Genomic DNA, 26358 nt, shown 5'->3' with positions numbered 1-26358 from the left:
CCATCCGGTTAGCGGAAAAGGCCCGGTAGCGGCAGCAGGCGGCTGATGACCTGCAGGCCGATGATGATGACCAGCGGCGACAGATCCAGCCCGCCGATATTGGGCACGACGTTACGCACCGGGCGCAGCAGCGGCTCGTTGATGGTCCACAGGATCGCCGTCGCCGGCGAATGCTGGCCCGGCGAAATCCACGACATCAGCGCCTGGATCAGAATCGTGAAGAAATAGAAGTTGCAGACCAGCACCGCAGCCTTGAGCACGGCCCACCAGGCCGCCATCGCCGGCTGGGCGCCGAACTCGGGCGCGGCCAGTGCGAGATCGATCTCGATATTGATGAAGCACAGGATGACCGCGAACACGATCGCCGGGATATCCAGATTGCGCCAACGCGGGATGCCGCGCGCGAGTATTCCCACCGGCATCGACGTGGCGCGCCAGACGAACTGCGAGATCGGGTTGCGAAAGTCGGCATGCACCCACTGCAACAGCGCGCGCATGAGCACGACGACGATATACAGCGCAAAAACGGTATCGACGAGAAAGAGCAGGGCGTTGTTGGCGTTATTGAGCATCATGTCTATTTGTCGAGAAGTTCACGGGCGAGGCTGTCGGCCCGGTCGGATGCCGAACGCATAGCGCGCCCCACGAGCTCGCCGAGTTCGCCCTCGGAGAATTCGCCAAGGGCTGCAGCGGTGGTTCCCCCGGGCGAGGTGACCTTCTCGCGCAGTGTGGTCGGGTCGTCACCGGATTCGATGGCCATTCGCGCTGCGCCTAGCGCGGTATGAAGCACCAGTTCGCGCGCCGTGGCCTCGTCCAGACCGAGATCCATCGCGCCGGCCTGCATGGCTTCCATGAAGGCGAAGAAATAAGCCGGGCCGCTGCCGGAAGTCGCCGTTACCGCGTTGAGAAGGGATTCCTCGTCAACCCAGGCGGTAACGCCGGCGGTAGCGAGAATGGTGTCGGCCAGCTCGCGCTGGTCGTCGGTCACACGGTCGTCGGCGTACAGGCCGGTGGCACCCGCGCCGATCAGCGAGGGTGTGTTGGGCATGCAGCGCACATAGGCGTGATCGTTGCCCATCCATTCGCGCAGGCCGGCGATCGGTACGCCCGCGGCAATGGACATGATCAGCGGCTTGCTATCGCCCAGCGGTTCGACCAGGCCCTGTGCCACTTCGCGCAGCATCTGCGGTTTGACCGCGAGCACGACCACTTCTGCCGAAAGCACTTCGGCGTTGGCGCTCGTGGCGGTGTTTACGCCGTACTGACTGGCGAGCTGCTCGCCCTTGGCCTCGTCGGGTTCGATCACGGTGATGCGCTCGCCGGGGCAATCGGCATTGCGCAGGCCGCTGATCAGGCTGGTGGCCATGTTGCCGCCGCCGACGAAAACGATACTGGTATCCATTGCGGTCCCGCTCGACAAACTCGCGGCATGATACGCGATGGCGAGCGCTTACCGCGAGTCGTGATCACACGCGTTCCCCTCACTGCGGCGATGGTCTGCACGGCTCCAAGGGTTTAGCATTGACGCTTGTTCTAACCCTTGCGATTCATGAACAGCAGCCTGAAACAGACCGCCGAGTCGTCGTCCGCGTCGGCCGTGGATATCGGCGACGCCGACTATCTCAAGCGCATCAACACCGCCCGTGTCTATGACGTAGCAATCGAGTCGCCGCTGATGGTGGCGAACCAGTTGAGTGCGCGTATCGGTAACCAGCTTTTCCTCAAGCGCGAGGACTTGCAGCCGGTGCATTCCTTCAAGCTGCGCGGTGCCTACAACAAAATTGCCCAGCTCACGCCCGAAGAGCGCGATCGCGGGGTGATCTGTGCCTCGGCCGGCAACCATGCCCAGGGCGTGGCGCTTGCCGGACGCAACATGGGTATTCGCGCGGTGATCGTGATGCCGCGTACCACGCCGGCGATCAAGGTCCGCGCGGTTGCAGGTTTCGGCGGCGAGATCGTGTTGCACGGCGACGGTTATGACGAAGCCGCGGCCCATGCGGCCGAGTTGCAGGAGCGCGACGGCCTGGTCTATGTCCATCCCTACGACGATCCTGACGTCATCGCCGGGCAGGGTACGATCGGCATGGAGATCGTGCGCCAGCATCCGCAGGATATCCACGCGGTCTTTGTTTGCGTGGGTGGCGGCGGCCTGCTGGCGGGCGTGGCGGCCTATATCAAGAGTGTGCGCCCGGATATCCGCGTGATCGGCGTCGAGCCGGAAGACGCAGCCAGCATGGGTGCCGCGCTTGCTGCCGGAGAGCGCGTACGTCTGCCCGAAGTCGGACTCTTTGCGGACGGCGTGGCCGTCAAGCAGGCCGGCAAGGAGCCGTTCCGTCTGTGCAGCAAGCATGTCGACGCGATGATGACGGTCAGCGTCGACGAGATCTGTGCTGCGGTGCGCGATATCTACGAAGACACGCGCGCGTTGGCCGAGCCGGCCGGTGCGCTCGCCGTGGCCGGGGCCAAGAAGTATGTCGCCGAAACCGGGATCGAGAACGAGGATCTGGTTGCGATCACCTCCGGCGCCAACGTCAATTTCGACCGCCTGAGCTATATCGCCGAGCGCGCCGAGTTGGGCGAACAGCGCGAAGCACTGCTCGCAGTCACGATTCCGGAGGCGCCGGGTTCGTTCCGTCGTTTCTGCACCATCATCGGCGATCGCTCGATCAGCGAGTTCAACTATCGCTACGCGGACGCGGTATCTGCACAGATTTTCGTGGGCGTGAAGCTTTCCAACGGTGTGGCCGAGCGCGATGCGCTGATCGGCGAACTCGAATCCGGCGGCTATGCCGTGCTCGACATGAGCCGCAACGAGATGGCCAAGCTGCATGTGCGCCACATGGTCGGCGGCCGCGCCCAGGGCGCTGGCAACGAGATCCTGTTCCGGGTCGAGTTTCCGGAGCGCCCCGGTGCGCTGCTCAAGTTCCTCGACAGCATCGGCGATCGCTGGAACATCTCGCTGTTCCACTACCGTAATCACGGCCACGCGCATGGCCTGGTGCTGGTCGGGTTGCAGGTGCGGCCCGAGGATCAGGCGGACTGCCGCGCGGCGCTCGATGCGCTCGGCTACGAATATGCCGAGGAGAGCGACAATCCTGCCTACCAGCTGTTTCTGCACACCACCTGAGCATTTCGCGGCGCGCTACGGCGCGGTCATGCCAAGGGAGATAATTTATGGCCTCGGGTTCGAAGACCGTCATCTACGCTGCGCTGGTCGGCAATCTGCTGATCGCGGTGACCAAGTTCATCGCAGCATCCATCACCGGCAGTGCGGCCATGATGGCCGAAGGCATTCACTCTACCGTGGATACCGGCAATCAGGGGCTGTTGCTCTATGGCATGAAGCGCGCCAAGCGCCCGCCGGACGAGCGGTTTCCTTTCGGCTACGGCAAGGAAATCTATTTCTGGAGCTTCATGGTCGCGGTGCTCATCTTCGCGGTGGGTTCCGGTATTTCCATTTATGAAGGTGTGAACCGGCTGCTACATCCGCACCCGGTGGAAAGCCCGGTGATCAACTACGTGGTGCTCGGGCTCGCGATGATCTTCGAAGGCGTGGCCTGGTATATCGCTGCCAAGGAATTCAATCGCTCGAAAGGCAAGTGGGGCGTGTTCGAGGCCGTGCGCCGTGGCAAGGATCCGGTCGCCTTCCTGGTGCTGTTCGAGGACAGCGCAGCGATGCTGGGTCTCATGGTGGCGTTCGTCGCGCTATTGGCTGGCCAGATTACCGGCATCCAGGTCTTTGACGGCATTGCGTCCATCTGCATCGGCATCATCCTCGCGATAACGGCGGTCTGGCTGGCGATCGAGACCAAGGGGCTGCTGCTGGGCGAAGCGGCAAACAAGCACGTGGTCCGTGATATCCGCGAAGTCGTGTCCACGCGCGAGGCGGTAGCAAAGGTTAACGAGGTGCTGACCATGCACGTTGGCCCGAACTTCATCCTGGCCAATATCAGCGTGCGGTTTGCGAGCGGGCTGAGTGGAGAGCAGATCCAGTCTGAAATCGAGCATATGGATCGCGATATCAAGGCCCGCTGCGAAAACGTGAAGCGGGTATTCATCGAAGCCGAGCGGCAGGCGAATAGCAGCGCGCCGGCGCAGGGCGCGAGCGGGCACTGAATGGCGAATGTCGATCGCGCGCAGGTGCCGCGCCGTATCTGCATCCTGCGGCTGTCTGCGCTGGGTGACTGTGCCAATGTCGTGCCTACGATCCGCACGCTGCAGGCGGCGCGGCCGGATGCAGAGATCTGCTGGATCATCAACCGCGCCGAGGCATCGCTGGTGGCCGAGCTGCCGAGGGTGGAATGCCTCGTGTACGACAAGCACGGCGGACGGGGCGCGATCGCCGATCTCAAGCGCCAGCTTGCCGGGCGACGATTCGATGCCTTCCTGAACATGCACGCGAGTTGGCGTGCGAATCGCATCAGCTTGTTGGTGCAGGCGGATCGGCGGATCGGTTTCGATGCACGTCGCGCGCGCGACGCCCAGCGGCTGTTCGTACGCGAACGCATTCCGGCGGTCGCGAGTCGTCATGTGGTCGATGGCTTTCTTGCCTTTGCGGCGGAGCTCGGCGCGACCGAGCCGGTGATGGACTGGCGCGTACCGATCGCCGATGACGACCGGGCCAAAGCCCGGGAACTGATCGGCGACGACCGGCGCGATATCCTGTTCATCAGCCCCTGTTCCAGCCACACACGGCGCAACTGGCTGGCCGAGCGCTATGCCGCGGTGGCCGACCATGCGATACGCGAGCACGACATGCGCGTCGTGCTCGTGGGCGGGCCGAGCGATCTCGAAAAACAGATCGGTACGTCGATTGAGATGGCGATGTCCGAACAAGCCGACAACTTCATCGGCGCGACGAATCTCAAGCAGCTGATCGCGTTGTTTGAGCGGGGCCGTTTGCTCGTCACACCGGACTCGGGGCCGGCGCATATGGCGAATGCCACGGATATCACCACCATCTCGCTGCATGCGGCGACCGATCCACGTCGCAGCGGCGCCTATCGGTCACGGCGTTTCTGTGTCGACTATTTCGCCGAAGCTGCGGCGCAGTATCGCGATGCCACGCCGGATGCGCTTAAGTGGGGCACGCGGATCGAGGACGACGACCGGGTGATGGCGTTGATTCCGGTCGAGGCGGTCACCGAGCGTATCGATCAGGCGATGGTGCATCCGGTGTCTAAATCGTAGCGGGGAACTGCCCGGTCAGATAGCTCTGAGGAATTCGCGCGCACCCGGCACATAAGGCCGCACGCGGGCTCCCGCCTTTGGGTGAGCCGCCGAGCGCAGAACCCGCGATAGCGCTCTGCGGCCGGCGGGGTCGGCCTGAGAATGTCAGCTCATGCGCGAGCCTGAAGCATCTCTCCCATTTTCTGGTGGATCAGGTTCACTGCCTTCAGGGGGCGCAGCATCACCTTGAATTCGGTGATCTTGTCCGCGTCGTTCCACTTGATGATGTCGACGCCGTTGACCTGGATGCCGTCGAGTTCGAGCTCGAATTCCAGCATGGCGTCATGTGCGCTTTCGATCTCGCGGACATAGCGGAACGTGTCGTTGCCAAAGACCTGCAAGGCCGCGGCGAGATAAGCGCGGGTGATCGGCCTGCCGACCTGCGGCGTGTGCACGACGGGTGAGTGAAACACCACGCTCTCGTCGAGGAGGGCGTCCAGGCCGTCGTCACTGCCACTGTCCACGAGTTGATGCCAGGCGGCGATTACGTTGGTCGACATAGGCGTCCTTGTGATTGCTTGTTGTTGTTCGGGAAGACGTGACCGACCGACTCATTCGGGCGGGTTGTTCTCCAGATCCAGAATGAAGTCCCAGTGTTCCTTGTCCACCGGCATCACCGACAGGCGGTTGCCTTTGCGCACCAGCGGGAAGTCGCCCAGTTCCTCGGCGTGATCCTTGATCTCGGCGAGCGACACGATGCGTGAAAGTTCGCGTTCGAAGGTGACGTCCACCCGATACCAGCGCGGCTTTTCGGGGTCGGATTTCGGATCGTAATGCGCGTCCTTGGGGTCGAAAGCCGTATCGTCGGGATAGCCTTCGCGCGAGATGCGCATGATGCCGACGACGCCGGGCACCTTGGTGTTCGAGTGATAGAAGAAGGCGAGATCGCCTTCGGACATGCCGTCGCGCATGAAGTTGCGCGCCTGATAATTACGGACCCCGTCCCAGCCTTCGGTCTGGTTCTTGCGTTCCTGCAGATCCTGGATGCTGAACTCGTCGGGTTCGGATTTCATCAGCCAGTAGCGCATGCGCCTACGTCCTTGTTTGTTGCGATGAGTGAATCGCCCGCCAGTTTATCGTAGCCGCGGCGGGCAGGTCGCCCGACGGTAGACGCGAGCAGGGGCCGCCACTGCGTCCAGCGGGACGTCCCAGGGGCGGGCCTCGATCCGGGCGACCCGCTGCACGTCGAAGGCCAGGCCGAGCAGGCGCGGGCCGCGATAACCGCCACCCGCGGCCACTTGAGCGAGTGTGCGGTCATAGAACCCGCCACCCATGCCAATGCGCCGCGCGGCGCTATCGAACGCTGCGAGCGGCACGATGAGCAGGTCCAGCGCTGTGACCGGTCGTTGCAGGCCGTCTACCGGCTCGGTAATACCCAAGGCGCTGCGGCGGTGACGAAAGCGGGTGGGGTCGATGGCAATGAAGCGAAGGCTCCCGTCGACCACCCGGGGGAGATACGGCTTCTGCCGTGCAGAGAACGCTTCGAATAGAGGCCAGGGATCCGCTTCGTGGGTCATTGGCCAGTACAGGCCGATATCTCGTGCGCGCTTGAACAGGGGCAGGCGTGCAATACGCTCGCAAGCGCGCTGACTCGCGGCATGCCGCAGCGCGGGGTCGAGTGCACGGCGGGCGCGCAGTGCGGTACGGCGTTGATCGGTGACGCTGGCATTCATGGGCCGTAAGGCTCGATGATTGCTGTCGAAAAGGAAAGGACCGCCACTCCCGCCTGTGCCGTCGACCGTCCACTATCCTTGAGACGAATGCTCAAGTGGGGCGTTCCACGCCGCATTAGGTTTCCCGCAGCTAGGGCGGGCGTACTCACCTGCGACGGTTCCCACCCCGGTTTAGGTACTTAGGCTCAAGGGGAACCGGGAGGTCGTCGAACACCGCAGGAGTGCCGGCAAAACCAATAATACGCGGACAATGGACCCACTGACAATTAAGCCATCGCGTGGATGAGAATGTGACTCGCCGCATCGCGATCCCTGTCTCGTATTATGCCGGCGCATAGGGGCTACCGTGCTGGAAGCCTGCCAGATATGCGGGGCGAAAAGGGTGATTCGACAGTAGTCAGCTGTGTCTAGCCACGATCGTCCAGGGCGGATTCGATGCGCAGCTGCAGCTGCGACAGGCGGTCGGTGATCTCGTCGTCGGTGGCGGGCAGTCCGGTCGACTGGCGCTCCAGCTGGCGCTCGGCCGCGATCAGGTCGCGGGCGATGTTCAGCGCGGCCATAACCGCGATGCGGTCGATGCCCAGCGTCTTGCCCTTGCGCTGGATGGCGTGCATGCGCCGCGAAAGATACTCGGCCGAACTCAGCAGGCTTTCGCGTTCGCCTTCCGGGCAGGCGATCGAATAGTCACGGCCGAGGATACGGATGGTCAGCGCGGTCTGTTTTTCTGGCATATGTTTATCGCACGCTTATGGGCTAGGCGTTATCGGCTTCGGCTTCGAGCGCACGGATACGTTCGATCACGCCGTTGAGCCGTTCGCGGGTTTCGCGATTGCGGGCCTGCTCGTCTTCATGCGTCTTCTTGAGGGTCTCGTAATCGGACAGCAGCGCCTGGTAGGCCGTTATCAGGGCCTCCACGCGATCCTCGAAGTGCTTGATCTCGAACTGGCTCATGAACGCTCCCTGGATGGTGCTTCGAGTATAGCCGTAGCACCGGCGTGGGTGAAATCCGCGGCTTGGATGGCCGCCCAAAGAAAAGGCCCGGCATGGAGCCGGGCCTGTACAGGTCGACGTGTTCCGCGTTAGCGGATCAGCAGGAACAGCGCGCCCTGGCCGCGACGTACATGCAGCAGGAGCTGCTTGACGTCCGGGCCGGCAAGCTCGGATAGCTGCGATACATCGCTGATCGCCCGCCGGTTGATCGAAGTGATGATGTCGTCCGGGCGCAGCCCCGCGCGGGCGGCGGCGCTGCCGCGTTCTACGTCGGTGACAACCACGCCCTCGACTTCGCCGGCCATCGCGCTGTCTTCGGTGATCGGGCCGAATGTCGCGCCGTCGAGCCCGGCCGCCAGCTCGCTGGTCGATCCGACATCCGAGCCGCTATTGCTGGCCATCTCTTCAGCGTTGGCGAGCGTCGCCTTGAGTTCACGCTTTTTGCCGTTGCGCATCAGGGTCACGGTGACTTTCTCGCCGGGAGAACGCAGCCCGATGGCATTGGCGAGCTCCGAGAAGTCGTCGATCTTCTTGTCGTTGACGTGGGTGATCACGTCGCGCTCCTTGATGCCTGCCTTGGACGCCGGCGAATCCGGCATGACCTGGGCGACGACCACGCCCTGGGTGATGTCCAGATCGAAGGCGGAGGCGAGATCGCTCGTCAGGTTCTGGCCGACCACACCGAGGCGGGCGCGTTGCACCTCGCCATTTTCGGCGATCTGGCGGTAGACGCTGTTGACCAGGTTGCTCGGGATCGCGAAGCCGATGCCGATATTGCCCCCGGTACGCGACAGGATCGCGCTGTTGATGCCGACCAGCTCACCCTTGAGATTGACCAACGCGCCGCCCGAATTGCCCGGGTTGATGGAGGCATCGGTCTGGATGAAGTCCTCGTAGCGGTTACCCAGCCCGTGGCGGCCGAGGCCACTTACGATGCCGGAGGTGACGGTCTGGCGCAGGCCGAAGGGGTTGCCTATGGCGACCACGAAATCGCCGACGCGCAGGTCGTCTGAATCGGCGATCGGCAGTTCGGTGAGGTTGTCGTCGGCTTCGATCTCGAGCACCGCGATATCGGTTTCCGGGTCGTCGCCGATGAGTTTGGCGTCGTATTCACGATTGTCGTTGAGGCGTACGACGATCTTCTCGGCGTCCTTCACGACGTGATGATTGGTCAGCACGAAACCCCTGTCGGCATCGACGACCACGCCGGACCCCGCCGCCGTGGGCTGGCGCGGTGCGCGCCGCTGTTGCTGCTGGTCCGGCATGTCGAAGAAACGCCGGAAGAACGGATCGTTGAACAGCGGATTGTCGGGCATCTGCTGCGGCTTGCCCGTGACCACCACGTTAACGACGGCTGGCAGGGCCTTGTCGAGCATCGGCGCCAACGAGGGCTGATCGCCGGCGAGCATGCCGCTCGGCACGGCCGCCTGTGCGCTGCTCGTGGCTAGAAAAAGAAGACAGGAAAAGACAAGTGCGATGAAACGCGTGGAAGCTGTTGGCGTCATAGGTCCTTACTCGTTGGTGTCTACACCATACGACCGGCGTGCCCCGGATCGTCCCGTTGCCTATGACCGCTCAGAGGCGGCCAAGTTTCATGCAGGCCAGTTCGAGCGATTCATTGGAAGGCCGGCGCAAGCTGCTGATCACGCACGCCGGCCTCCGCGAGATCAACCGGTCCGATGGACCACGCGCGCGAGACCGCTCTCGGCGAATACCCGGCTCAGGGCGAGGCGCGACTGTTCGGTAAAGCGCGCGACCAGGCCGGTCTTGTGGTGCATGGCGACAGTGAAGACATCGCGGCCTTCCTTGGCCGCCGCGAGCATCACGTCATCGCTGGTCGAAACCTCGTCCACCAGCGCGAGATCCAGCGCCTGGCTGCCGTGCCAGTGCTCGCCGGTGGCGACACGATCGATATCGAGCGCCGGCCGGTACTTGGCCACGAAGTGCTTGAACAGGCCGTGGGTATCCTCGAGCTCCTCACGGAACTTGGCCCGGCCTTCCTCGGTGTTCTCGCCGAACACGGTCAGCGTGCGCTTGTGGTCGCCCGCGGTATGCAGCTCGAAATCGACCTGCTTGTCCTTGAGCAGGCGATGGAAGTTCGGGATCTGCGCCACCACGCCGATCGAACCGATGATCGAGAACGGCGCCGCCACGATCCGTTCGCCCACACAGGCCATCATGTAGCCGCCGCTGGCCGCTAGCTGGTCGACACAGACGGTGAGGCGCACGCCCGAGTCGCGCAGGCGCGCGAGCTGTGACGCAGCGAGGCCGTAGCTGTGAACCATGCCGCCAGCGGATTCGAGACGGATCATGACTTCGTCCTCCGGCTCGACCACCTGCAGCACGGCCGTGATCGACTCGCGCAGCGTGTCGACCGCCGAGGCGCGGATATCGCCGTCGAAGTCGAGCACGAACATACGCGACGGTTCATGACGCTTGCCGAGTTTCTCGGCCTTGCGCTTCTGTTTTTCCTCGACCTTGCGGCGTTTGGCGCGGGCCTTGCGCTCGCTGGGATTGAGCAGCGTGGCGTTGAGCGTCTCGGCCATGCGCTCGAGGCGGTCGTTCACATGGGTGATCCGCAGGCTGTCGCCGTCGCGCTCGGCGCGAGCCTCGGCGAAAATGCTCAGGATCCAGGCAATCGCCAGACCGATCGCGATAACCACAGTGGCCGCCTTAGCGAGAAACAGGCCGTAGTTCACGGCGAAATCGGCAAGCAGCTCCATATATATATGGGTTCCGGTTGGTAGCGCGCAGCGGCCGGTTGCGGCCGCCGTGAGTCCGGCGGCTAGAGCCAGCCGGAAAGCTCGCGCTTGATCAGTTGGGTGAACATGTCGATGTGATCGCCACGCTCGTTGAGCGCGGGAATATAACGCAGCGAGCCACCGCCCGCGTTCTCGAAATACTCGCGGTTTTCTTCCTTGATCTCCTCGAGGGTCTCGAGGCAGTCGGACGAAAAGCCCGGACACATCACATCGACGCTTTTCATGCCGGCCGCGCCCCAGGCCTTCATGGTTTCGTCGAGATAGGGCTGCAGCCAGGGTTCGCGACCGAATCGCGACTGGAAACAGACCTTGTACTCGTTGCGCGACAGGCCAAGCTGGGCGGCCAGCAGCTGCGCGGTGATGCCACAGTCGCGCGGGTAGGGGTCGCCCTGTTTCACGTAGCGCTTGGGAATGCCGTGAAAAGACAGCACGAGCTTCTCACCGCGCCCGTGTTCGGCCCAGTGCTCGCGCACCGAGTTGGCCAGCGCCTGAATATAGGCCGGCTCGTCGTGATAACGATTGACCTGGCGCAGCGCCGGGGGTTCGGGCCAGTCGGCAAGGACTTCGCCCACCTTGTCGAAGGTCGTGGCGACCGTCGTAGCCGAGTACTGCGGGTAGGCCGGCAGGATCAGAACCTGCTTGCAGCCGGCCGCATCGAGCTCGCTCAGACCGGCTTCGATCGACGGGTTGCCGTAACGCATGGCCAGAGCGACATGGACGGGCTGGTCGAGGTCCGCGTCGAGCCGAGCCTGGATGCGTTCGACCTGGCGGCGCGCATAGACCAATAGCGGCGAGCCTTCCTCCATCCAGACCGAGCGATAGCCTTCGGCCGAGTTCTTCGGTCGAAAAGTCAGAATGAAGCCGTAGAGGATGGGCAGCCACAGCGCGCGGTTGAGATCGACGACGCGACGATCACTGAGAAATTCCGCGAGATAGCGGCGAACTGCAGGGACCGAGGTGTCGTCGGGCGTGCCCAGATTAGTGAACAGCACCCCGATGGGGCGCGGCGCGCGGCGGGAAGTCATCATTTGTTCTCGCTATCGTATGGCGGCATACGATACGTAGGGACGATGGCGCGGGATGCAACCGATAGGCGGCATCCCGCGCTTATTCATCGACTCAACCGGACATTACGTCTTGTTGAAGTACGCACGTGTGAGCTTGAACACCACCGGTCCGAGCAGCACCAGGGCGATCAGGTTTGGAATCGCCATCATGGCGTTCATGACATCCGCGACCAGCCAGACGAAATCGAGCTGTGCGATGGCGCCCACGAATACCGCGATCACCCAGAGGATGCGATAGGGCGTGATCACCTTCGAGCCGAAGATGTACTCGGCACTGCGCTCACCGTAGTAACTCCAGGCCAGCATCGTCGAGAAGGCGAAGATCACCAGCCCGAAGCTCACGATCCAGCCGCCCGGTCCCGGCATGCCGGTGGTGAAGGCCTCGGCGGAGAGCTGCGCGCCGGTGGTGCCCGACGACCAGGCGCCGGTGGCGATGATCACGAGCGCGGTCATCGTGCAGACGATGATCGTGTCGATGAACGTGCCCAGCATGGCGACCACGCCCTGGCGCACCGGGCTGTTGGTACGCGCGGCGGCGTGGGCGATCGGCGCGCTACCCAGGCCGGCCTCGTTGGAGAAGATGCCGCGGGCCACGCCGAAACGGATCGCCATGATGATGCCCGCGCCGGCAAAGCCGCCGGTTGCAGCGGTACCGGTGAATGCGTCGGAGAAGATCAGGCCGATGGCCGCCGGTACTTCACCGGCATTGAGCAGCAGCACGAGCGCCGCACCCAGCACGTAGATGATGGCCATGATCGGCACGAGCTTCTCGGTGACCCGGGCCAGGCGCTGCACGCCGCCGATGATCACCGCGAACACGCCCGCAGCCAGTACCAGGCCGGTCAGCCAGGACGGGATGCTCAGAGTTTCACGAAAGACCTGGGATACGGAATTGGACTGCACCGTGTTGCCGATCCCGAACGCCGCCACGGTGGCGAACAGGGCAAAGGCGAAGGCGAGCCATTTCCAGTTCGCGCCGAGACCGTTGCGGATGTAGTACATCGGCCCGCCGACATATTGGCCTTCGGCGTTGGTCTCGCGATACTTGACCGCCAGAACCGCTTCACCGTACTTGGTGGCCATGCCGACGATGGCCGTGACCCACATCCAGAAGATCGCACCGGGGCCGCCAAGATGAATAGCGGTAGCCACGCCGGCGATGTTGCCGGTGCCGACCGTTGCCGCCAGCGCCGTTGCCAGCGCCTGGAAGGGGGTGATGTCGCCCGGTTCCTTGGTCTCCTTGCGGCCCGCAAACATCATCGAGAAGCCGTAGAAGAGCTTGCGCTGCGGAATGCCGCGCAAACCGAAGGTCAGGTAGATGCCGGTGCCCAGTAGCAGGATCAGCATTACCGGGCCCCAGACCCAGCTGCTGATGGTGCCGAGCACGTTAGATAGCGTTTCCATGATCGATTCCCCCAGGAAAAACGGTGAAACGGCCGTGATTGATTGACGTTAGCCGAAAAAGCCCTGAATCAGAATCCAGGCAATGCCCAGCGGTGCCACGAAGCGCAGGATGAACAGCCAGAGGCCGGCCAGCGGCATCGACTGTTCGGGATGCGATTTCAGTGCCTCGACCGCACGCGGGCCCATGAACCAGCCCACGAACAGGGCGATGAACAGGCCGCCGATCGGCATCATCACGGACGATGTCATGAAGTCCGCGAAATCCAGGAAGCTCTTGCCGGCGATGGTGACGTCTGACCAGACGCCCTGCGAAAGGGACACGGGAATACCGATCATGAAAATCACGAGACCCGCCCCGGATGCTGCGATGGTTCGGCTGAAGCCTTTCTCGTCCACGAAATAGCTCACCACCACTTCGAGCAGCGAGACGGCCGAGGTCAGTGCGGCGATCGCCAGCAGTACGAAGAAGGCGATACCGAAGATCGTGCCCGCCGGCATTTCCGCGAACACCGCGGGCAGGGTCATGAAAGTAAGACCGGCACCGGCGCCGGGCTCGAGGCCGGCCGAAAAGACCGCCGGCAGAATGACCAGACCCGCGAGCAGCGCGACGAGCGTATCCAGGCCTACGACCATGGACGCATCGCGCGGCAGGTTCTGCTCATTCGACATGTACGAGCCGTAGGTGAGCATGGCGCCCATGCCCAGCGACAGCGAGAAGAACGCCTGGCTCACCGCGCCGCCCCAGGTGCCGGCGGTGACTTGGCTCCAGTCGGGCATCAGGTAGAACGCTATGCCGGCACCGGCACCGGGCAGGGTGACGGAGCGGATCGCCAGAACAACCAACAGAACGAACAGCAGCGGCATCAGCCACTTGGATGCGCGTTCGATGCCGGAGGCGACGCCGCCCAGCACGACGCCGATCATCGCGACCGTAAACACCGCGGCATACACCAGCGGTTGTACAGGCGAGGAAACGAACTGGGTGAATATGGTGGTGTTCTGATCGACGTTCAGACCGCCGAAGGTATCGGCCGCCATGAACACGACGTAAGCCAGCGTCCAGCCGGCCACCACGACATAGAACGACAGAATGATGAAAGCGGTCGCAACCCCCAGTCCGCCAACAACCGACCAACTGCGTCCGGCGAGCTTGCGGAAGGCGCCCACCGGGTTGAGCTGTGTCGTGCGTCCGATGGCCAATTCGGCCATCACCAGCGACAGGCCGAAGAACAGCACGCAGCCCAGATAGATGATGAGGAACGCGCCGCCGCCATTGGAGCCGGCCATGTAGGGAAACTTCCATACATTACCGAGGCCAACCGCCGAACCCGCGGAGGCCATGATAAAGCCCATCCGGCTGCCCCAATGTTCGCGTACGGCAGTCATACCCACACCATCCGTTCGACAGTTACGACGATCGCTCGCTTGTTCATTCCTGTTGCTCCCCGACGGCGCGGCCAGCGCCGTATCTGCTGCAGCGGTTTTCCAGCTCGGTTCAACTCACACTCGAAGGGTGAGCGAGGCCGGAATACGCGTGTTTTACCCCCAATACCGTTCGTTGAAAACGGCTTGTCGTTATCCTGCCATCTTTGTGCGGGTGTGTCCCGTATCGCCGTAACAAGGGCGTGCAACGCGGCGACCAGACAAAGAAAAAGCGGGCCCGAAGGCCCGCCTTTCATGTGGCAGTGATGCCGGATCAGTCGTCTTTCGAGATTACGGCTTTTCCAGAATCGCAGTCACGCCCTGACCGCCAGCAGCACAGATCGAGATCAGGCCGCGACCGCCGCCATTCTCGTCGAGAATCTTGGCCAGCGTGGCCACGATCCGGGTGCCGGTCGCGGCGAACGGGTGGCCGAGTGCGACCGACGAGCCCTTGACGTTGAGCTTGGCGGTATCGATGGAACCCAGCGGCGTGTCTCGACCGAGACGCTCCTTGCAGTACTTCTTGGACTCCCAGGCCTTGAGCGTGCACAGCACCTGTGCGGCAAAGGCTTCGTGGATCTCGTAGAAGTCGAAGTCCTGCAGGGTCAGGCCGGCGGCGTCGAGCATGTCGGCCACGGCATAGGTCGGTGACATCAGCAGGCCTTCGCCACCGTCGACGAAGTCGACCGCCGCGGTACGCGAATACGGCGTGAAGTAGGCGAGCACCGGCAGGCCGTGTTCCTCGGCGTATTCCTCGCTGGTGAGCAGCACGCTGGAGGCGCCGTCGGTCAGCGGGGTGGAGTTGGCCGCGGTCAGGGTGCCGTTTTCCTTGTCGAAGGCTGGCTTGAGCTTGGCCATCTGGTCGACACTGGTATCGGCGCGCAGGTTGTTGTCGCGCTCGACGCCGAGGTACGGGAAGACGAGGTCGTCATAGAAACCGTCCACATAGGCCTGGGCGGCGTTCTTGTGGCTGGCGACGGCCAGTTCGTCCTGCGCCTTGCGCGAGATCTTCCATTCCTTGGCCATGAGCTCGCAGTGCTCACCCATGGACAGGCCGGTGCGCGGCTCGCCGACGCCGGGGAAGCTCGGTACGAGATGGCGCGGGCGCAGTTTGGCGAACAGGCGCGCACGCTCGGTACCGGTCTTGGCGCGGTTGACGTCGAGCAGGATCTTGCGCAGATCCTCGTTGAGCGCGATCGGCGCATCGGAGGTCGTGTCCACGCCGCCGGCAATACCGGATTCGATCTGGCCCATGGCGATCTTGTTGGCCAGTAGAAGCGTGGCCTCAAGGCTGGTGCCGCAGGCTTGCTGCACGTCGAACGCCGGGGTATGCGGATCGAGATCCGTTCCCAGCACCGCTTCGCGGGCCAGATTGAAATCGCGCGAATGCTTGAGCACCGCGCCGGCGGCGACTTCGCCGATCTGCTTGCCGGCGAGCTTGTACTTCTCGGACAGCGCTTTGAACGAGGCTGTCAGCAAGTCCTTGTTGGACTGATGGGAATACTTGGTATTCGAGCGACAGAAGGGAATACGTGCACCACCGATGATGGCGACGCGACGCGGCATGTTGTCTGCCATGACTCCTCCAGAGTTCGCCGAGCGAAATGCCGGCGCGGTTGATTGATGCGAACAAGATAAATGTTGCACTGCAAAGTGACAAGGCGCCCTTTCAAATTCGCAGCTCGGTCAGGGGCTTCCATAACCCTGGTCAGGATAAAAAAAACCGGGCGCGCTCTTGAAAGGGTCTGGGGTGCCCGCATCAATGGCGGTGATTGAGACCGTCAATGGTGGCGGTCTCGCCCGGCGGTCGATCCGGCACGTCGGGCAGGACATTTGATCTACAACCAACGTTTCGAGGAGAAGGGTGGCATGAATATCCGTCCTTTACATGACCGCGTCGTCATCAAACGGCTCGAGGAAGAGCAGAAGACGGCCGGTGGGATCGTCATTCCCGACACCGCGGCCGAGAAGCCGCAGCGTGGTGAAGTCGTCGCCGTAGGCAACGGCAAACCGCTGGACAATGGCGAAACCCGCAAACCTGAAGTCAAGGTCGGCGACAAAGTCATGTTCGGCAAGTTCTCGGGCACCGAAATCAAGATCGACGGTGACGAAGTCGTGGTAATGCGTGAAGACGACATCTTGGCGGTGGTGGCCTGAAACAGGCCGGTCCACTCCTGTCCACCGTTATCGAACAAGTATTAGGGGAAGCTAGCAATGGCAGCTAAAGAAGTACGTTTTGGCGAAGACGCGCGCTCGCGTCTGGTCCGCGGCGTCAACACGCTCGCGAATGCAGTAAAAGTCACGCTCGGCCCGAAGGGCCGCAACGTCGTGCTCGACAAGAGCTTCGGCGCGCCGACGATCACCAAGGACGGTGTGTCGGTTGCCAAGGAAATCGAACTGGACGACAAGTTCGAGAACATGGGCGTGCAGATGGTCAAGGAAGTCGCTTCCAAGACCTCCGACATCGCCGGCGACGGCACCACGACCGCTACGGTTCTGGCCCAGGCCATCGTTCGCGAAGGCGTGAAGGCCGTGTCCGCCGGCATGAACCCGATGGATCTCAAGCGTGGCATCGACAAGGCTGTGGATGCGGCCGTCGAGGAACTGGCCAAGCTGTCCAAGCCGTGTGACGACGAGAAGGCGATCGCCCAGGTCGGCTCGATCTCGGCCAACTCCGACGCCGACATCGGCAAGATCATCGCCGACGCGATGAACAAGGTCGGCAAGGAAGGCGTGATCACGGTCGAGGAAGGCTCCGGCCTGTCCAACGAACTGGACGTCGTCGAAGGCATGCAGTTCGATCGCGGTTACCTCTCGCCGTACTTCGTCACCGACAACCAGACGATGCAGGCCGAGCTGGAAAACCCGTACATCCTTCTTCATGACAAGAAGATCTCCAACATCCGCGAGATGCTTCCGCTGCTCGAGAACGTGGCCAAGGCCAACCGCCCGCTGATGATCATCTCCGAAGACGTCGAGGGCGAAGCCCTGGCGACGCTGGTGGTCAACAACATGCGTGGCATCGTCAAGGTCGCAGCTGTGAAGGCGCCTGGCTTCGGCGATCGTCGCAAGGCGATGCTGGAAGACATGGCCGTGCTGACCGGCGGCACCGTGATCTCGGAAGATCTCGGCATGAGCCTCGAGAAGGCCACGCTGGATGATCTCGGCGAAGCCAAGAAGGTTCAGATCTCCAAGGAGAACACCACCGTCATCGATGGTTCGGGCTCCAACAAGGATATCGAAGCGCGCATCAAGCAGATCCGTGCGCAGATCGAGGAAAGCTCCTCGGACTACGACAAGGAGAAGCTGCAGGAACGCGTGGCCAAGCTCGCCGGCGGCGTGGCGCTGATCAAGGTCGGTGCCGCTACCGAAGTCGAGATGAAAGAGAAGAAGGCGCGTGTCGAAGACGCCCTGCACGCCACCCGTGCAGCCGTCGAAGAAGGCATCGTGCCCGGCGGTGGCGTAGCGCTGCTTCGCACCCTCAAGGCGGTCGAGAAGGCCAAGGGCGACAACCCGGACCAGGAAGCGGGCATCCGTATCCTGCGTCGTGCGGTCGAAGAGCCCCTGCGCCAGATCGTGTTCAACAGCGGTGCCGAGCCGTCCGTCGTAGTCAACGAAGTGCTTTCCAAGGAAGGCAACTACGGCTACAACGCGGCCACTGGTGAGTACGGTGACATGGTCGCGATGGGTATTCTCGATCCGACGAAGGTCAGCCGTACCGCGCTGCAGAACGCAGCGTCCATTGCCAGCCTGATGCTTACCACCGAGGCAGCCGTTGCCGACGTCCCCGAAGAGGACGACAAGGGCGGTGCCCCGGATATGGGCGGCATGGGTGGCATGGGCGGCATGGGCGGCATGATGTAGATCATCGCCGTTCCACGCCCATGGGATAACCATCCCGCGTGAACAAAGAGCCCCGCTTCGGCGGGGCTTTTTTATGCGTGGCGTTTGCGCCCGGTATGCAATAAGTGCGGCTTGCCGCTAGGCTGATCCCGCCTGCCGCTCTCTGGATCCAGGTTGACCTCAAGGACAACGCATGACCGCTTCTGAATCGCCCGCCATCAACGACACGCTCGCCCGCATCGGACGCTGGAGTGGCTTTCTTGCCGACTGGTGCGAAACCCATGGTGAGCGGCTGGATGCGCTCGCTGAAGACGGACGGCTGGATGCGGCGCACGAGCTGGTTGTCGACGATGCGCCGGATGCCGAGCGAGAAGACTTCATGGCCGCGCTGCGCGCTTATCGGAACGAAACCATGGCCGTGATCGCCTGGCGCGACTTGGCCGATATCGACACGCTCGAAACCACCCTCGATGGGCTGTCACGGCTTGCGGATCGCTGTATCGAGGCCGCCTTGCAGGAAGCCGAACGCGAGGTGGCGAAGCGCTATGGCCGCTTGCTCGATGCCGATGGCAATGCCCAGCAGATGATCGTGATCGGCATGGGCAAGCTCGGCGGCGGCGAGCTGAATTTCTCCTCGGATATCGATCTGATCTTTGCCTATCGCGCCCCCGGCGAGTCGGACGGCGATCGCACACTCGATGCCGACGGCTACTTCAAGCGCGTTGCACGGCGCGTGGTGCAGAATCTGAGCGAGACCACGGGCGAAGGTTTCGCCTATCGCGTGGATACGCGTCTCCGCCCATTCGGCGACGCCGGCGCGCTGACCGCCAGCATCGGGGCGATGGAGAACTACTATCAGGCCCATGGGCGTGAATGGGAGCGTTATGCCTGGGTAAAGGCACGCCCGGTAGCGGGCGATCTGGATGGTGGCGCGCAGTTGATCCGTCGTCTCAAGCCGTTCGTCTATCGCCGTTATCTCGACTACGGCACCTTCGAATCTATCCGCGACATGAAGGCGCTCATCGACCGTCAGGTCGTGCGAGCTGAACTGCAGGACAACATCAAGCTCGGCAGTGGCGGTATCCGCGAGGTCGAGTTCATCGTTCAGGCGTTTCAGCTCATCCGTGGTGGCCAGGAGCCGTCGCTACAGGACAATCGCCTGCTTCCCACGCTGGCGCGTCTGGCCAGCGATGATCATCTGCCCGAGCATACCGCCCGTGAGCTCGAACGAGCGTACCGCTTTCTGCGCCGCGCCGAGAATCGACTGCAGATGGCGGATGATCGCCAGACCCACGACCTGCCCGAAACCGCTGAGGCCAGGGCGGCTCTCGCCGAGTCGATGGACTATGACGACTGGTCGACGTTCGCCGAGGCCATGCAGGAAACCCGAGAAGGCGTACATCAGGCCTTTGAGCAGGTGTTCGTCTCGCCCCAGGCGGACGATACCGGTCGCGATCAGGAAAGCCAGGCCCTGAGTGCGTTCTGGGACGGCGATCTGGACGATGATGCCGCCCGAGAGTTACTGGCCGAGTATGGCATCAAGGATATCGACGCGGTGCGCGACGCGCTCGCCGAAATGCAGGACCAGAGCCTGTATCGCTCGTTGGAGGACCGTGGTCGTCGCTGGATCGCGCGGCTTATTCCGTTGCTTTTCGGTGCCGCGGCGCGGGCGTCGGACCCGGACAAGTCGCTGGCCCGCACGATCAGTGTGCTGTCGGCGATCATTGGCCGCAGTACCTATATGGCATTGCTGGTCGAGCATCCTGCAGCGCTGTCGACCCTCATGCGTCTGTGCGCCGCGAGCGACTGGATTACCAGCCGCATCCGCGAGCAACCGGCGTTACTGGATAGTCTCCTCGACCCGCGCCAGCTTTATAAGCCGCCACGGCGTGCCGAGCTGGCCGAGAATCTCGAGCAGGATCTCGCCGCGATCGACGCGGACGATCTCGAATTACGCATGGATACGCTGCGGCGCTTCAAGCAAAGCGCCAGCCTGCGGATCGCGGCCGCCGACGTCAGCAACTCCATGCCGCTGATGATCGTGTCGGATCATCTCACCGAACTGGCCGAGGTCGTGCTCGATGCCGCGCTGGAAATGGCATGGCACCAGATGACACGCCGTTACGGCACGCCCCGCGACGACAACGGCGAGCGTGCACCCTTCGCGATCGTGGCGTACGGCAAGCTCGGTGGGTTGGAGCTTGGCTATACCTCTGATCTCGACCTGGTCTTCGTCTACGCAGGCAAGACAGAGGCCATGACCGATGGCGATCGCACGCTCACCCATCAGGCCTTCTTCACCCGGCTGGCCCAGCGCCTCATTCATGTGTTGAGCACCCAGACCGCGGCCGGGCGCGTCTATGAGATCGACATGCGTCTTCGCCCGAGCGGCAAGGCCGGCATGATGGTCACCCATATCGATGCGTTCGCGCGCTACCAGAACGAGCAGGCGTGGACCTGGGAACATCAGGCGCTCGTGCGGGCGCGGCATGTGAGCGGCCATGCCGGCGTTGGCGAACGCTTTGCGGAGATTCGCCGCGAGGTACTCGGGCGCGAGCGCGACGTCGGCCGGCTGGCCCGCGAGGTCTGCAACATGCGCGACCGCATGCGCAAGGTGAAGGATGAGACCAGTGGGGACTGGCTCGACGTCAAGCAGATGGCGGGTGGGCTGATCGATATCGAATTCATCGCTCAGTTCTCGGCGCTTCGTTACGGGCATGACTGCCCGGAGCTGCTGCGTTTCACTGATGCCATCCGTGTGCTGGAAACGCTCGAGTCGGGGGGCATTGCCACTTACGATGATGTGAAGACACTTACACGTGCCTATCGCCTTTATCGTCAGCGTATCCACGCGGATTCGTTGCAGCGTAACCGCGCGATGATGCACGCCGACGAGATGCGCGAACTGCGCGACGGCGTTGCCGCGCTTTGGCAGAGCTGGGTCGCGGGCCACGCCGCGGCTGCCGAGAGCGATTAGCCCACAGCGATCGGGGCGGGCACAATACGTGCCCGACGGCGGCCGTTGCCGGCCGCGTGCACGAAAAGGGAGAGCATGAGCGAACGCCGTGCAACGCGCCTGACCCACGTCAATCTCGCCCGGGGCTTTCGTGGCGGCGAACGTCAGACAGAGCTTTTGATTCGCGAACTTGCGGCCCGCGGTGTGCGTCAGCGGGTGGTGTTGCGGCACAACGAGCCGTTGCATGCGCGCCTCGCCGACGTGCCCGACCTCGAGCGGCTGCCCATCGGCAAGCCATTTGCCCTGAACGCACGTGAAGTCCGCGGCGATTTTCTGCACGCGCACGATGGCAAGGGCGCGCACTTCGCCCATGCCGCGCATACCCTCGTTGGCTGTGATTATGTCTTCACCAGGCGGGTCGACAACGTTCCGTCGGCGAGCTGGCTCACCCGACGCATGTATCGCAAGGCGCGCGGCGTCGCGGTACTTTCGCGTGCAATCGACCGAGTCGTGCAGGCGTACGCGCCGGGGACGTCAACCGAGCGTATCCCCAGCGCGGCCGGCAGCTTTCAGGTCGACCGGGTGGCTGCTGCGGCCTTGCGTTCTGAGTTCGGCGGCGGTTGCGTGGTCGGCCACGTTGGTGCACTCGACGACAGTCAGAAAGGCCAGCGCGACTTGATCGCAGCCGCACATATCCTGTCCGCGCGTGATCCCGACTGGCGTTTTGTACTGGTCGGCGGCGGGCGCGACGAAGCGATGCTGCGCGCGCTCGCGGACGACAATGACGCGATCCGGTTTACCGGGCATGTCGACAACGTCGGCGATCACCTGGGCGCGTTCGATATCTTCGCCTTCCCGTCGGTGCATGAGGGCCTGGGTTCGGCGTTGCTCGATGCCATGTACGCCGGGCTGCCGATCGTGGCCAGCAACGTGGACGGCATTCCCGATATCGTGAGCGACGAGGACAATGGTTTGCTCGTGCCGCCGCGCTCGCCCCAAGCCCTGGCCGATGCGCTCCAGCGGCTTCGCGACGACGACGAGCTGGCCTATCGTCTGGCCAATGCGGCGAGCGAAAAATCGCTCGCGTATACTGCGGCCGCGATGGCCGACCGCTACCTGCGCTGGTATCAGGCCCTGGGCCTGGAGCTTGGCGTGGACGTGCCGGCCGGCGATCAAGAGCTTGGACACACGAGGTAGAGCGCCAGTGATCATCGTAACCGGAGCCGCCGGCTTCATCGGCAGCAATATCGTCGCCGGGCTCAACGCCCGTGGGGAGCGCGACATTCTGGTCGTCGACGATCTGTCCGACGGCCGCAAATGTCTCAACCTTGCCGATCTCGACTTCAGCGATTATCTGGAATACGACGATCTGCTTGCCCGGGTCGAGGCGGGCGACGAGCTCGGTGACGTTACGGCCGTGTTCCATCAGGGCGCCTGTTCGGATACCACCGAATGGGACGGCCGCTATGTGATGGACCGCAACTACCGCTACTCGAAGAGCCTGCACGACTGGTGCGTGGCGCGCGGCGTACCGTTCATCTATGCCTCGTCGGCGTCGGTCTACGGCATGGGGCCGGACTTTGTGGAGCAGCGTGCAGCCGAACGCCCGCTCAACATGTATGCGTTCTCCAAGTTCGCCTTCGATCAGTACGTACGCGCGCAATCGGCGAAAACGAACTCCCAGGTGGCCGGCCTGCGTTACTTCAACGTGTATGGCCCGCGCGAGCAGCACAAGGGCAAGATGGCCAGCGTGGCCTGGCATTTCTCGCGCCAGATAGAGGAGGGCGGCGAGTGCCGTCTTTTCGAGGGCAGCGACGGCTACGACGATGGCGGGCAGCGCCGCGACTTCATTTATGTTGGCGACTGTGTCGACGTCAATCTATGGCTGCTCGATTCCGGCGTGTCCGGGATCTTCAATTGCGGCACCGGGCGCAGCCAGACGTTCAACGATGTCGCCGATGCGGTCACCGGCTGGTACGGCCGTGGTGAGAAACGCTATATCGAATTCCCGGAGTCGCTGGTCGGCCGCTACCAGAGCTTTACCCAGGCCGACGTAAATGCCTTGCGAGAAGCGGGTTACGGCCGTGCGTTCGCGACCGTGGACGAGGGCGTGCGCCGTTATCTCGATTGGCTCGCCGAACGTGGCGCGGCCGATGCGACCCACCATTCGGAATAATAACTGCGCAATGCAGCAATAACACTGGCCTGCATGGGCGCCGGTATGGTCAAATAGCGCGCCTTGCCGCAGTCGTTACGCGGCATGCCTGCAAGCCCAAGGAGATGAGCACATGACTTCGATGGCCGACCGAGATGGCCTGATCTGGTTCGACGGGGAACTCGTCGACTGGCGTGACGCCAAGGTTCACGTGCTCACGCACACCCTGCATTACGGCATGGGTGTCTTCGAGGGCGTACGCGCCTACAACACCGACCGGGGCACGGCGATTTTCCGCCTGCAGGATCACACCAAGCGGTTGTGCCGCTCGGCCAAGATCCTCGGCATGCCGATGCCGTACACCGAAGAGCAGCTCAGCGCTGCGCAGATCCAAGTCGTGCGCGAGAACAAGCTCGAGTCGGCCTATATCCGTCCGGTGGTCTTCTACGGCTCGGAGGCGATGGGCCTGCATGCTCACGATCTGACCTCGCATGTCGCGATCGCGGCCTGGACCTGGGGCAGCTATCTGGGCGAAGAGAACATCACCCGCGGTATTCGCGTGAAGACCTCGTCGTTCTCGCGTCACCATGTGAACTCGGCCATGACCAAGGCCAAGGCGAACGGGCCGTACTTCAATTCCATGCTCGCCGTGACCGAGGCCAACAAGGCCGGTTACGACGAAGCACTCATGCTCGACTGCAACGGCTTCGTGTCCGAAGGCAGCGGCGAGAACCTGTTCATCGTCCGCGACGGTGTGCTCTACACGCCAGACCTGACCAGCGCGCTCGACGGCATCACCCGGCGCACGATCATGACCTATGCCGACGAGATGGGCATCGAGTGTCGCGAAAAGAGCATCACCCGCGACGAGGTCTATATCGCGGATGAAGCCTTCCTCACCGGCACGGCCGCCGAGGTTACGCCCATGCGCGAGCTCGACGATCGCACCATCGGCGAGGGCAAGCGAGGCCCGATCACCGAAGCGCTGCAGTCGCGTTATTTCGATCAGGTGAGCGGGCGTCGCGATGATCATGCGGACTGGCTGACGTTCGTCTGAGGGCGCGCGTCGCCCGTCGACGGCCATGACCTTGCGTGAGGCGACAATCCGGGGCGAGCGTTTCGTCTGGGACGATCAGCAGCTCGACGAACCCCGGCCGGAACTGTTCGACGCCGACTGGTGGCGTGCGCGAGATGAGCTGCTGGCCGAGGCCCAGGGGCGCGGCACGGCTTATTTCCTCGCCGGCCTGGGCGATGTGCCCTGGGTGTTGCGACACAACCGTCGGGGCGGGGCGCTCGCCCAGATCAATACTGATCGGTTTCTTTATACGGGACTCGGGCGCACGCGCCCGGTTCGCGAGATTCGCATGCTCGCGCAGCTGCGCGAGCAGGACCTGCCTGTCCCTGCGCCAGTTGCCGCACGGATTCAGTCGTCGCTCGGGTTCTATCGGGGCGATCTGATCACCGCGCAGGTCATGGCCAGCAGGCCGCTGGCCGATCGGCTGGCCCAGTCTGCATTGGCGTCGACGGCCTGGCAGGCGCTGGGTGGCACGCTCGCGCGTTTCCACCGTGCCGGCGTCTGGCATGCGGACCTGAATGCGCGCAACGTGCTGGTTGACGACAGCGATGGGTTTCATCTGATCGATTTCGACAAGGCGCGCCTGCGCAGCCCCGGCAAATGGCGGGAAGCCAATCTCGAGCGCCTGCGCCGTTCGCTGCAGAAATTCCGCGCCGCCTCGATGGATTTCCACTTTCTCGACGCCGACTGGGCCGCGTTGCGTGGTGGCTATACCTCGGTCTTCGCCGCCGGTTTGTAGGGATTGTAGCCGGAGCGCTTGAAGCGCTGATGCAACCAGAAGTACTGCGCGGGTGCTTCGCGCACCACTGACTCGATCATCGCATTGATGCGCTGGGCATCCGCGGTTTCATCCTCGCCAAGGCTATCGCTGATCGATGGCTTGATGATCAGCCGGTAGCCGTTACCGTCTTCGCGGCGCAGGGTGAAAAACGGCACCACGCTGGCCTTGGTCATGCGCGCAAGACGGCTGAGCGCCACATGCGTGCGTGCCGGCTGGCCGAAGAAATCCACCACAACGCCCAGGCGCTTCGGCGGTTTCTGGTCGGCCGCATACCAGACAGCATCCTTGCGTCGCAGCGCCTTCAAAAGCCCCTTGACGTCGTCGTCCCGGATACTCGACCCACCGATATGCGCCTCGCGGCGGGTGCGCATGACGTGGTCGACCACCGGGTCGTGTGGCGCCTTGTACATGGCCGTGGTCACGTACCCGAGCTCGCGCAGCGGCCCCTTGGCCATGCGTACACCCAGCTCGAGGGACGTGAAGTGGGCCGACAGCAGGATGATGCCGCGCCCGCGTTCTGCAGCTGCTTCGAGATGCTCGAGCCCCTCGATATGGGCCAACGACTGGATCTTGTCGGTCGGACCCCACCAGCAGATCGCGGTTTCGATCGCGCCCATGCCAACCGACCGAAAGTGGTCGCGCAGGATCTGATATCGCTCGCGTTCGCCTAGCTCCGGAAAACAAAGGCGCAGGTTCACGTCGGCGACACGGCGCCGCTCGCCAATCACGTGGTAGGCAAGGTTGCCGAAGAACCGGCCAATGCCCATCTGCAATCGGTAAGGCAACTGGGACAGCAGCCAGCCGAGCCCCATCAGGACCCAGCTGCCCCAGTAACGCGGCGCACGCAGGCTGCTGGGGGCATCTTTTTCGGGGGCGGGATCAGCCATGCTAGGCGGGCCGGGTCGGCCGGTCGGCAATCATAGGCGTGGAAGACAACGATGTTGCGAAAAACGGCGCTACACAGCGCGCAACAGGGTTTGTATGATGCGCGAATTGTTCGC

General features: G+C 63.2%; 24 protein-coding genes and 1 other RNA gene. 10 read left to right on the top strand and 15 right to left on the bottom strand.

The features are described from left to right. Window positions 1-8 precede the first annotated feature (8 nt). Both SADO_RS16070 and proC read right to left on the bottom strand, forming a co-directional pair. Window positions 9-575, bottom strand: coding sequence for a YggT family protein (locus SADO_RS16070; protein WP_353113216.1), 567 nt, complete (start codon window positions 573-575; stop codon window positions 9-11). Window positions 576-577: 2 nt separating this feature from the next. Then, on the bottom strand, window positions 578-1402 hold the full coding sequence (gene proC / locus SADO_RS16065; protein WP_353113215.1) for a pyrroline-5-carboxylate reductase: 825 nt from the start codon (window positions 1400-1402) through the stop codon (window positions 578-580). Window positions 1403-1549: 147 nt separating this feature from the next. Between proC and ilvA the strand changes: the two genes are divergently transcribed. The 3 genes from ilvA to SADO_RS16050 are packed head-to-tail and all read left to right on the top strand — an operon-like array spanning window position 1550 to window position 5190. Beyond that, window positions 1550-3127, top strand: a complete 1578-nt coding sequence (ilvA, locus tag SADO_RS16060) for a threonine ammonia-lyase, biosynthetic (RefSeq protein ID WP_353113214.1) — start codon at window positions 1550-1552, stop codon at window positions 3125-3127. A gap of 47 nt (window positions 3128-3174) precedes the next feature. Beyond that, window positions 3175-4116 (top strand): cation diffusion facilitator family transporter, encoded by a 942-nt coding sequence (locus SADO_RS16055; RefSeq protein WP_353113212.1) that lies wholly within the window; start codon window positions 3175-3177, stop codon window positions 4114-4116. Beyond that, complete coding sequence (locus tag SADO_RS16050) at window positions 4117-5190, top strand: glycosyltransferase family 9 protein (RefSeq protein WP_353113210.1); 1074 nt, start codon at window positions 4117-4119, stop codon at window positions 5188-5190. 149 nt (window positions 5191-5339) lie between these two features. On the opposite strand, the gene SADO_RS16045 is transcribed toward SADO_RS16050, so the two are convergent. From SADO_RS16045 to SADO_RS15990, 12 genes are all read right to left on the bottom strand, one after another. Continuing rightward, a complete protein-coding gene (locus SADO_RS16045) occupies window positions 5340-5729 on the bottom strand; it encodes a nuclear transport factor 2 family protein (protein ID WP_353113208.1) in 390 nt (129 codons plus the stop codon). 51 nt (window positions 5730-5780) lie between these two features. Beyond that, window positions 5781-6257 carry an EVE domain-containing protein gene (locus SADO_RS16040; protein ID WP_353113206.1) on the bottom strand — a complete coding sequence of 159 codons (477 nt, stop codon included), beginning with the start codon at window positions 6255-6257 and terminating at the stop codon, window positions 5781-5783. 45 nt (window positions 6258-6302) lie between these two features. Continuing rightward, on the bottom strand, window positions 6303-6902 hold the full coding sequence (locus SADO_RS16035) for a 5-formyltetrahydrofolate cyclo-ligase (protein ID WP_353113204.1): 600 nt from the start codon (window positions 6900-6902) through the stop codon (window positions 6303-6305). A gap of 42 nt (window positions 6903-6944) precedes the next feature. Then, window positions 6945-7127: non-coding RNA, 6S RNA (gene ssrS / locus SADO_RS16030), on the bottom strand. A 182-nt stretch (window positions 7128-7309) separates the two neighbouring features. Further along, window positions 7310-7633: a cell division protein ZapA gene (locus tag SADO_RS16025; RefSeq protein WP_353113202.1), complete on the bottom strand. Its 324-nt coding sequence runs from the start codon at window positions 7631-7633 to the stop codon at window positions 7310-7312. 22 nt (window positions 7634-7655) lie between these two features. Further along, window positions 7656-7853, bottom strand: a complete 198-nt coding sequence (locus tag SADO_RS16020) for a hypothetical protein (RefSeq protein ID WP_353113200.1) — start codon at window positions 7851-7853, stop codon at window positions 7656-7658. Window positions 7854-7981: 128 nt separating this feature from the next. Then, a complete protein-coding gene (locus SADO_RS16015; protein WP_353113198.1) occupies window positions 7982-9397 on the bottom strand; it encodes a DegQ family serine endoprotease in 1416 nt (471 codons plus the stop codon). Between the two features lie 162 nt (window positions 9398-9559). Further along, window positions 9560-10615 (bottom strand): protease SohB, encoded by a 1056-nt coding sequence (sohB, locus tag SADO_RS16010; protein WP_353113196.1) that lies wholly within the window; start codon window positions 10613-10615, stop codon window positions 9560-9562. A gap of 62 nt (window positions 10616-10677) precedes the next feature. Beyond that, window positions 10678-11682 (bottom strand): ferrochelatase, encoded by a 1005-nt coding sequence (hemH, locus tag SADO_RS16005; protein ID WP_434547917.1) that lies wholly within the window; start codon window positions 11680-11682, stop codon window positions 10678-10680. Window positions 11683-11784: 102 nt separating this feature from the next. Further along, the gene (locus SADO_RS16000) at window positions 11785-13125 is read right to left on the bottom strand and encodes an alanine/glycine:cation symporter family protein (protein ID WP_353113194.1); all 1341 of its coding nucleotides are present in this window, start codon (window positions 13123-13125) and stop codon (window positions 11785-11787) included. A gap of 48 nt (window positions 13126-13173) precedes the next feature. Next, window positions 13174-14511 (bottom strand): sodium-dependent transporter, encoded by a 1338-nt coding sequence (locus tag SADO_RS15995; protein ID WP_353113192.1) that lies wholly within the window; start codon window positions 14509-14511, stop codon window positions 13174-13176. Between the two features lie 327 nt (window positions 14512-14838). After that, window positions 14839-16125 (bottom strand): acetyl-CoA C-acetyltransferase, encoded by a 1287-nt coding sequence (locus SADO_RS15990; protein WP_353113190.1) that lies wholly within the window; start codon window positions 16123-16125, stop codon window positions 14839-14841. A 291-nt stretch (window positions 16126-16416) separates the two neighbouring features. On the opposite strand from SADO_RS15990, the gene groES reads away from it, so the two are divergent. The 7 genes from groES (at window position 16417) to SADO_RS15955 (ending at window position 25315) form a co-directional block, all read left to right on the top strand. Next, window positions 16417-16704: a co-chaperone GroES gene (gene groES, locus SADO_RS15985; protein WP_353113271.1), complete on the top strand. Its 288-nt coding sequence runs from the start codon at window positions 16417-16419 to the stop codon at window positions 16702-16704. Window positions 16705-16761: 57 nt separating this feature from the next. Next, the gene (groL, locus tag SADO_RS15980; protein ID WP_353113188.1) at window positions 16762-18411 is read left to right on the top strand and encodes a chaperonin GroEL; all 1650 of its coding nucleotides are present in this window, start codon (window positions 16762-16764) and stop codon (window positions 18409-18411) included. Between the two features lie 172 nt (window positions 18412-18583). Then, window positions 18584-21367, top strand: coding sequence for a bifunctional [glutamate--ammonia ligase]-adenylyl-L-tyrosine phosphorylase/[glutamate--ammonia-ligase] adenylyltransferase (glnE, locus tag SADO_RS15975; protein WP_353113186.1), 2784 nt, complete (start codon window positions 18584-18586; stop codon window positions 21365-21367). Window positions 21368-21442: 75 nt separating this feature from the next. Beyond that, complete coding sequence (locus tag SADO_RS15970; RefSeq protein ID WP_353113184.1) at window positions 21443-22543, top strand: glycosyltransferase family 4 protein; 1101 nt, start codon at window positions 21443-21445, stop codon at window positions 22541-22543. Window positions 22544-22550: 7 nt separating this feature from the next. After that, window positions 22551-23522 (top strand): ADP-glyceromanno-heptose 6-epimerase, encoded by a 972-nt coding sequence (gene rfaD / locus SADO_RS15965; RefSeq protein ID WP_353113182.1) that lies wholly within the window; start codon window positions 22551-22553, stop codon window positions 23520-23522. Window positions 23523-23634: 112 nt separating this feature from the next. Continuing rightward, window positions 23635-24558: a branched-chain amino acid transaminase gene (locus SADO_RS15960; protein ID WP_353113180.1), complete on the top strand. Its 924-nt coding sequence runs from the start codon at window positions 23635-23637 to the stop codon at window positions 24556-24558. 25 nt (window positions 24559-24583) lie between these two features. Further along, the gene (locus tag SADO_RS15955; RefSeq protein ID WP_353113178.1) at window positions 24584-25315 is read left to right on the top strand and encodes a 3-deoxy-D-manno-octulosonic acid kinase; all 732 of its coding nucleotides are present in this window, start codon (window positions 24584-24586) and stop codon (window positions 25313-25315) included. Here the strand turns inward: SADO_RS15955 and SADO_RS15950 are convergent. Continuing rightward, window positions 25285-26244, bottom strand: coding sequence for a lysophospholipid acyltransferase family protein (locus SADO_RS15950; protein ID WP_353113176.1), 960 nt, complete (start codon window positions 26242-26244; stop codon window positions 25285-25287). The two genes, SADO_RS15955 and SADO_RS15950, sit on opposite strands and share 31 nt — an antisense overlap. Window positions 26245-26358: the final 114 nt, after the last annotated feature.

Origin of the sequence: Salinisphaera dokdonensis CL-ES53 (genome assembly GCF_040361215.1) — a bacterium.
Lineage (GTDB): Bacteria > Pseudomonadota > Gammaproteobacteria > Nevskiales > Salinisphaeraceae > Salinisphaera > Salinisphaera dokdonensis.
This window is presented reverse-complemented; position numbering and strand designations above follow the sequence as displayed.

Excerpts from the sequence above, each read along its gene's own strand:
- SADO_RS16070 (WP_353113216.1), bottom strand. The coding sequence starts at position 575 with ATGATGCTCAATAACGCCAACAACGCCCTGCTCTTTCTCGTCGATACC.
- proC (WP_353113215.1), bottom strand. The coding sequence starts at position 1,402 with ATGGATACCAGTATCGTTTTCGTCGGCGGCGGCAACATGGCCACCAGC.
- ilvA (WP_353113214.1), top strand. The coding sequence starts at position 1,550 with ATGAACAGCAGCCTGAAACAGACCGCCGAGTCGTCGTCCGCGTCGGCC.
- SADO_RS16055 (WP_353113212.1), top strand. The coding sequence starts at position 3,175 with ATGGCCTCGGGTTCGAAGACCGTCATCTACGCTGCGCTGGTCGGCAAT.
- SADO_RS16050 (WP_353113210.1), top strand. The coding sequence starts at position 4,117 with ATGGCGAATGTCGATCGCGCGCAGGTGCCGCGCCGTATCTGCATCCTG.
- SADO_RS16045 (WP_353113208.1), bottom strand. The coding sequence starts at position 5,729 with ATGTCGACCAACGTAATCGCCGCCTGGCATCAACTCGTGGACAGTGGC.
- SADO_RS16040 (WP_353113206.1), bottom strand. The coding sequence starts at position 6,257 with ATGCGCTACTGGCTGATGAAATCCGAACCCGACGAGTTCAGCATCCAG.
- SADO_RS16035 (WP_353113204.1), bottom strand. The coding sequence starts at position 6,902 with ATGAATGCCAGCGTCACCGATCAACGCCGTACCGCACTGCGCGCCCGC.
- SADO_RS16025 (WP_353113202.1), bottom strand. The coding sequence starts at position 7,633 with ATGCCAGAAAAACAGACCGCGCTGACCATCCGTATCCTCGGCCGTGAC.
- SADO_RS16020 (WP_353113200.1), bottom strand. The coding sequence starts at position 7,853 with ATGAGCCAGTTCGAGATCAAGCACTTCGAGGATCGCGTGGAGGCCCTG.
- SADO_RS16015 (WP_353113198.1), bottom strand. The coding sequence starts at position 9,397 with ATGACGCCAACAGCTTCCACGCGTTTCATCGCACTTGTCTTTTCCTGT.
- sohB (WP_353113196.1), bottom strand. The coding sequence starts at position 10,615 with ATGGAGCTGCTTGCCGATTTCGCCGTGAACTACGGCCTGTTTCTCGCT.
- hemH (WP_434547917.1), bottom strand. The coding sequence starts at position 11,682 with ATGATGACTTCCCGCCGCGCGCCGCGCCCCATCGGGGTGCTGTTCACT.
- SADO_RS16000 (WP_353113194.1), bottom strand. The coding sequence starts at position 13,125 with ATGGAAACGCTATCTAACGTGCTCGGCACCATCAGCAGCTGGGTCTGG.
- SADO_RS15995 (WP_353113192.1), bottom strand. The coding sequence starts at position 14,511 with ATGACTGCCGTACGCGAACATTGGGGCAGCCGGATGGGCTTTATCATG.
- SADO_RS15990 (WP_353113190.1), bottom strand. The coding sequence starts at position 16,125 with ATGGCAGACAACATGCCGCGTCGCGTCGCCATCATCGGTGGTGCACGT.
- groES (WP_353113271.1), top strand. The coding sequence starts at position 16,417 with ATGAATATCCGTCCTTTACATGACCGCGTCGTCATCAAACGGCTCGAG.
- groL (WP_353113188.1), top strand. The coding sequence starts at position 16,762 with ATGGCAGCTAAAGAAGTACGTTTTGGCGAAGACGCGCGCTCGCGTCTG.
- glnE (WP_353113186.1), top strand. The coding sequence starts at position 18,584 with ATGACCGCTTCTGAATCGCCCGCCATCAACGACACGCTCGCCCGCATC.
- SADO_RS15970 (WP_353113184.1), top strand. The coding sequence starts at position 21,443 with ATGAGCGAACGCCGTGCAACGCGCCTGACCCACGTCAATCTCGCCCGG.
- SADO_RS15960 (WP_353113180.1), top strand. The coding sequence starts at position 23,635 with ATGACTTCGATGGCCGACCGAGATGGCCTGATCTGGTTCGACGGGGAA.
- SADO_RS15955 (WP_353113178.1), top strand. The coding sequence starts at position 24,584 with ATGACCTTGCGTGAGGCGACAATCCGGGGCGAGCGTTTCGTCTGGGAC.
- SADO_RS15950 (WP_353113176.1), bottom strand. The coding sequence starts at position 26,244 with ATGGCTGATCCCGCCCCCGAAAAAGATGCCCCCAGCAGCCTGCGTGCG.